Origin of the sequence: Thiomicrospira sp. (genome assembly GCF_014859555.1) — a bacterium.
Taxonomy (GTDB): Bacteria; Pseudomonadota; Gammaproteobacteria; order Thiomicrospirales; family Thiomicrospiraceae; genus Thiomicrospira.
Window position 1 is genome coordinate 1 of record NZ_JACUTY010000083.1, and the last position, 5,243, is coordinate 5,243.

The 5,243-nt window shown below is 42.4% G+C and carries 6 protein-coding genes and 1 pseudogene; all 7 read right to left on the minus strand.

From position 1 onward, the window contains the following. Window positions 1–178: 178 nt before the first annotated feature. On the minus strand, window positions 179–2,377 hold the full coding sequence (locus tag IBX48_RS09675) for an adenylate/guanylate cyclase domain-containing protein (protein WP_296833889.1): 2,199 nt from the start codon (window positions 2,375–2,377) through the stop codon (window positions 179–181). A gap of 7 nt (window positions 2,378–2,384) precedes the next feature. Beyond that, window positions 2,385–2,960 carry a hypothetical protein gene (locus IBX48_RS09680; RefSeq protein ID WP_296833892.1) on the minus strand — a complete coding sequence of 192 codons (576 nt, stop codon included), beginning with the start codon at window positions 2,958–2,960 and terminating at the stop codon, window positions 2,385–2,387. Continuing rightward, a complete protein-coding gene (locus tag IBX48_RS09685) occupies window positions 2,957–3,307 on the minus strand; it encodes a proprotein convertase P-domain-containing protein (RefSeq protein WP_296833895.1) in 351 nt (116 codons plus the stop codon). The genes IBX48_RS09680 and IBX48_RS09685 overlap by 4 nt, the downstream gene beginning before the upstream one ends. A gap of 147 nt (window positions 3,308–3,454) precedes the next feature. Then, window positions 3,455–3,805: a type II toxin-antitoxin system PemK/MazF family toxin gene (locus IBX48_RS09690; protein ID WP_296833898.1), complete on the minus strand. Its 351-nt coding sequence runs from the start codon at window positions 3,803–3,805 to the stop codon at window positions 3,455–3,457. Further along, window positions 3,802–4,068, minus strand: coding sequence for a hypothetical protein (locus IBX48_RS09695; protein WP_296833900.1), 267 nt, complete (start codon window positions 4,066–4,068; stop codon window positions 3,802–3,804). The genes IBX48_RS09690 and IBX48_RS09695 overlap by 4 nt, the downstream gene beginning before the upstream one ends. A 130-nt stretch (window positions 4,069–4,198) precedes the next feature. Then, on the minus strand, window positions 4,199–4,468 hold the full coding sequence (locus IBX48_RS09700) for a hypothetical protein (RefSeq protein ID WP_296833902.1): 270 nt from the start codon (window positions 4,466–4,468) through the stop codon (window positions 4,199–4,201). A 104-nt stretch (window positions 4,469–4,572) separates the two neighbouring features. Next, window positions 4,573–4,656: pseudogene (locus IBX48_RS09705) on the minus strand (transposase); the annotation flags it as partial. Window positions 4,657–5,243: the final 587 nt, after the last annotated feature.

A 5,243-nucleotide genomic window follows, 5' to 3' on the forward strand; every position in this document is an offset into this window, starting at 1 on the left:
ACGCGCCACTGACCGAACTCACCCAACGTTACCTACTTGCCATGCAATACGCCCAGCAAGCTTTTAAACCCGAATAACCAGGCCTGCCTCGTTAACCAACAATAGGGCACCTTGGGCTTACGCGGCTAAGATTAAATTCTAATTTTATGGATGCCTGAAATATCCAGCTCTAAAACGACTACTTATTTATTTCTTGAAACCGCGTTTGAATAAACACGCCATCCCAACCCTTAATGGGAGGCCTCTCTATATAATGTTCGCAGCGCGCTTTAAAAACTTGTTTAAAGCCGTCAAACGCCTCTGGCAAACTTAAGAATAGTTCCAGTGCTTTTTCAAACTCTCGGTTATGGTAGGCTTTAAACGCTTGCTCGCTAATTGACTGTAGCTCTAAAGCTTCACTAATGAGTGCTTCAGCGTCCGTTTGATAAGCCAGCGGGCTAAATATTCGGATTGGTTTTTCGCGCCCCTTGACTCGAACGCTGTCGACCATAAGACACGGAATTCGGTCATTCACTTTTTGCCATGTAAACTCTGAAATTAATACACCCAATTGGTATTCTTTTGTCAAGGCTTCTAGCCTTGAGCCTAAGTTAACAGCATCACCTATAATGGTGTAATCCAGCTTTTGGCTTGAGCCAATATTGCCTAACACAACCTGCCCTGTGTTAACCCCGACCCCAATATTAATTGCTGGCAAGTCTTGCTCTTTTAGCAGCTGATTGATTCTAGGAATTGCTCGGTGCATATCTATTGCGGTCACCGTTGCATTATAGGCATGATCTTTATCTTCTAGAGGCGCCCCCCAGAAAGCCATCGTCGCATCACCTATAAATTTGTCCATCGTACCGCGGTGCTCAAACGTAATTTGCGTCATAATTTCTAGGTGTATATTCAACATCTTAACCACTTTCTGAGCACTCAAATGCTCAGAAATACTGGTAAAACTTCTAATATCGGAAAAGACAATCGACATTTCTTCCAAAGCGCCCACTTGAGCTTGAAGTTGATCTTCATAATTATCCAGCACTTCACTTAAGGCGGCCGGCGATACATACTGTAACAACATATGCCTAACTCGTCGGCGCTCCTGGCCTTCTGTGGCTGAAAAATATCCGACCAATAATAACCATGCCACTGTTACGGATAATAAAACCGGGATTAAATCCAGCTGAATATTTGCATAATTAAACAAGGCTAGATTTGCCGTCGTGAACAACAAAATTAGACCCAAAGGCAAGGCCAACTGACCCGCTAATGAATTGAACTTCACCAACATAATAAAAATCAAGCTTGTTGCAAACAACATCAAAAACAGGGTTTGATAAGTCGGAACTTGAATTATAAAATCGTCCAACAGCAAATTACTGGCTATCGCAGCATGCAAAAACACCCCTGGCCAGCGACTATCAATTGGCGTTGTTTTTAAGTCTTCTAAGCCAACCGCACTGGTTCCGATGAAAATAATTTTATCTTTAAACACCTCAGGACTTAATAAATGTTCACTCGTGTACAAGGCTTCCAGATTTCCCTTTCTTAGTTCAAAACTTGAAGCTAAAACGCTCGCTAATGAGTAGGTATTAAACTTTTCATAAAAATTAACCTGATAAAGCCCATTTCTATCTAATGGAATCTTTTGCTGATCGAACTTAGTACTGGTTGGCGTAAATTGAATATCTTTTACTGAGCGCTTATGCAGAATAGAAGCGACCGATAAAACCGGATAAAACTCGCCTTGGTAATCTCGGAACAGCTGTGTTCGACGGTATACGCCATCACCATCTGGTGAAAACTCAACCACACCCATTCGATGGGCTTTTTGATAGAGTGGCGAGAACGGGATATAAAATGTATTGTTATTTGATGTTTGTAATCCCGATATCGACTTGATCGCAAACCGTTCAGCGAAACCTTCTGGTAATGGTCTGTCTGCATAGGGGTTATATGAGTCGTATAAAACTTGCATCGCATGGGTGACCAACTGGCTTTGCCCCGTCATTTCAACTAGGGCTTGGTCGTGTTCATTACTCTGTTTGTTTTGATTTAAAACGCGCTCGGTAAATAAAATATCAAACACAATCGTGTTGGCTTCACCTATTACTAAGTATTCAATTACATCCGCCCAAACCGACCTAGGCCAAGGCCAACGCCCAACCACCGGATCCATTGTTGATAAAGAGGCCTCATCAACTAATAAAACAATCACATCGTCATGCGCTTGTGTATCCAGTCGGAACAAACTTGTTTTTAAATCATCAACCTGATATTCGAGTGTGGTTAGATGATCCGTTAAAAAAAGGCTGATTGAAGCCAATAATACGCCTAAGCTAATTAAAACCGCATGAAGGTAACGTTTTTGTTTTTTACTCAAACCCATCATTAAACTTTTACCTTGTCCTATAACGCTGTTCAGACAATAAAGGCGTGACAGAAATTAAGCCGGTTTGGCGTTGTAGCTGATTAAGCAGTTCGGCGAGATCTTGTTGGTCGGCGGCTTGGAATACCGCCGTCTCACCATCGTAAAGGCTGAGAATGCGTTTAAGGTTAAAGTCTTTTTGCCATTGTTGCAGTTTGTTGTTGTCGTTGGCTTTGATTAAAAACTGACCATTTAGGACGGCAAAACGTTGGTTAAATCGGTTTTGCAAAACCGGATATACCAGGCCTGGTGGTTGGGCATTGGCTGCGTTTTGCACAGCGTTGTTGGGGTCTAAGGGCAAAGCAGCGCATACTTGACTAAACAAATCGGTATCGGTTTGGTAGACATGCCAAACACCCACGCGTTCGACTTGTTTAACCACCAGGCCTGGTGGTGGGGTTTGATTAATGCGAATAGCGACGTGTTTTTCAGCGAATTGATAAGCTTTTCCGGCGGCTTCAGCCAGCGGTGTACAGGCATTAATTGACCAGGCCTGGTGACTGTATAAACCGATAAACAAGGTTAAAATTAGGCGTAATATTTTCATTCTGCACGTCCGTAAAAGGTTAGTTTCCAATCGGTCAGTTTGCCATGCCCTGGCGCTTTAATGGCGTTGTCATATATTGGGTTTGCAGGCGTTGAGTCTTCCGTTTGATGATCGTTTACATCCCAGATTTTAAGTGTCCAATTTCCGGTTAAATTTTCGCCGTAAAAAGCATGTGTGAGGAGTCGCATATTGTCAATGTCATAACCTGACCGAAATGCATTAAATGGGGTTTGAATCACACTCGTCGTGCCAGAGGGTGAAACTAAGTGCATTAAATAATCGGATGCATCAATCGGGTTATTGGTATCAAGTTCTTGAATCGTTAACTCAACTAAAACACTTTCCACAATCGCGTTTTCGCTGAGCGTTTGTGACTTTGTTAGACCAACGGCGGAAGCATTGGGGATTTCATTATGTGGCTATTTGCATTCTGAGGTTGGAATTGGAAGTCTGATAAAGTTCGCAAATTTTCAGGCTTGGTTGGAAAATATTTTTCAGCCTATGTCTGAAGCACCTATAAGCGGAAGCAATCGCTGTAATACAGAATTTAAAACACCCGCTTCTGCTTTAATAATAAACTTTACTTTTCGTTCTTTCCAAGACAGCGTCTGCACTAAGCTTGAGGCGACAACCGAAGGCTGATCTAAATTGTTCAAGGGAACTTCGGTTAGTCCACCACGAATACTTGTGCTAACAGGGCAACAAATCAGCAGCCCTGTTTGTTGTTGATAGGTTTTGCTTGAAAGAACAAATGCCGGTCTGTATTTCCCTATTTCTTTGCCTTTCGTTGGCTCAAAATCCAACCAAACAATATCCGCCCTGTCAGGAATATAATCCTTACTCATTCAATCCACTCGCTTTCTAAGGTTGTTGACAATAGATCGCTATGGGCTGTGCTAGGATTGAGGCTAGCAAGCAACGCTTCTTCTGAAAAAGGGAGTGAAGTAAAGCTCGGTTGCGTTTTTTTGACAGTAATGCCGTCCTCCGAAATCTCTACCCGCACGGGCATATCTTGTTCAAAATGCGGGATGTCTCTCATTAAGCCAGAAACCCTTAACCCAAGACCATTACCCCATTTTTGTATTTTGGTATCTATAGCAAAACTCATGGCGAATCCCTCTAAATATAAAAGCATTATTTATACATTGTATATACTTTCTTGATAAAAACAAACGACTCTACCAACTTTTGCACAAAACAGAAGTAAATCTTGGTTAAGAGGAAGGCTGAATCCAACCTTAGAATGCAGATAGCCCATTATGTGTGCTATAACTGACTTTGTCTAAAGCGATAACCTGCTGTTCGGCTAGCTGGGTGTTGGCGCTTTTCCAATTTAAAGCTTCGGTTATCGCGGCTTGCACATTCACTGCACCAAAACCAAAAGCGTTACTGAATGGGGTTCCGGCGGCATTGTCAATCCAGCCCTGATCCAACATGATGCTTTGACCATCTAATGTTAAGTTTGTAGCGGTTAAATCCGATTGAATTTGACGCGCCGTCATAGCCATAATATGTTCCGCTATCGTAGAAAACAGAAATTAGGTCGTTAACTTAAACAGGCTCAAAGCGGCCAAGATAATTGTCGCCGACCGGACAAAATAGTTGACGTCTAACAAAAGCGTTTGATTTTTAAGTGTTGTTTAATCCACTTAAAGAACAGTTTGATCTGCCAGCGTTGTTTATAGAGCTGCGCTATCGCTTAAGCTGAACGTTTAAAGTCGCTTGTAATTAATTCCAACTGACCTTTGTTGTCCTCACGCGCAACCAGTACACGGCGCATTTGGAATGCTCCAAGTCGTGCTTTTTGATTTACACCGCTAAACTCAATGCATTGATCTTCAAGAATGTGAGGCGCGTGTTGATCAACGGGATAGGATTGGATGCCCTTAAAGGCAGCTAGTTTGCGTAATCATCGATTCACCTGACCCATCAATTGCTGGCATAAGGCAAGATAGAAATTGGCAGAACGTTTGCTATTAGTTTCCGATAAGGTGCTGCGCTTGAGCGTTAAAGCCTTTGGCGTGTTTATCGGTTTAGTATTGGGTGACTAATGAATTAAATGTGGTGCGAATTGGTTTTAAAAATTGCGCGAATCGAGTAGAGTTAAACATAGTCGTCGTCTCCTTTTTGAAGTCTTTCTTTGGTCGGAAATCACACTAACTTAGGAACGACGGCTTTTTTGTCAAACCCTCATAATTTTATTCTGGACACTAGTGCCAGGCCTGGTGGTTAAGCTGACTGGTTCATTTTGGTGACGAGTAATCCGGCGATGAGGATAAAGCC

What these genes read in the sequence shown, in the direction of transcription:
- IBX48_RS09675 (WP_296833889.1), bottom strand. Translation starts at nt 2,377, where the DNA reads ATGATGGGTTTGAGTAAAAAACAAAAACGTTACCTTCATGCGGTTTTA.
- IBX48_RS09680 (WP_296833892.1), bottom strand. Translation starts at nt 2,960, where the DNA reads ATGAAAATATTACGCCTAATTTTAACCTTGTTTATCGGTTTATACAGT.
- IBX48_RS09690 (WP_296833898.1), bottom strand. Translation starts at nt 3,805, where the DNA reads ATGAGTAAGGATTATATTCCTGACAGGGCGGATATTGTTTGGTTGGAT.
- IBX48_RS09695 (WP_296833900.1), bottom strand. Translation starts at nt 4,068, where the DNA reads ATGAGTTTTGCTATAGATACCAAAATACAAAAATGGGGTAATGGTCTT.
- IBX48_RS09700 (WP_296833902.1), bottom strand. Translation starts at nt 4,468, where the DNA reads ATGGCTATGACGGCGCGTCAAATTCAATCGGATTTAACCGCTACAAAC.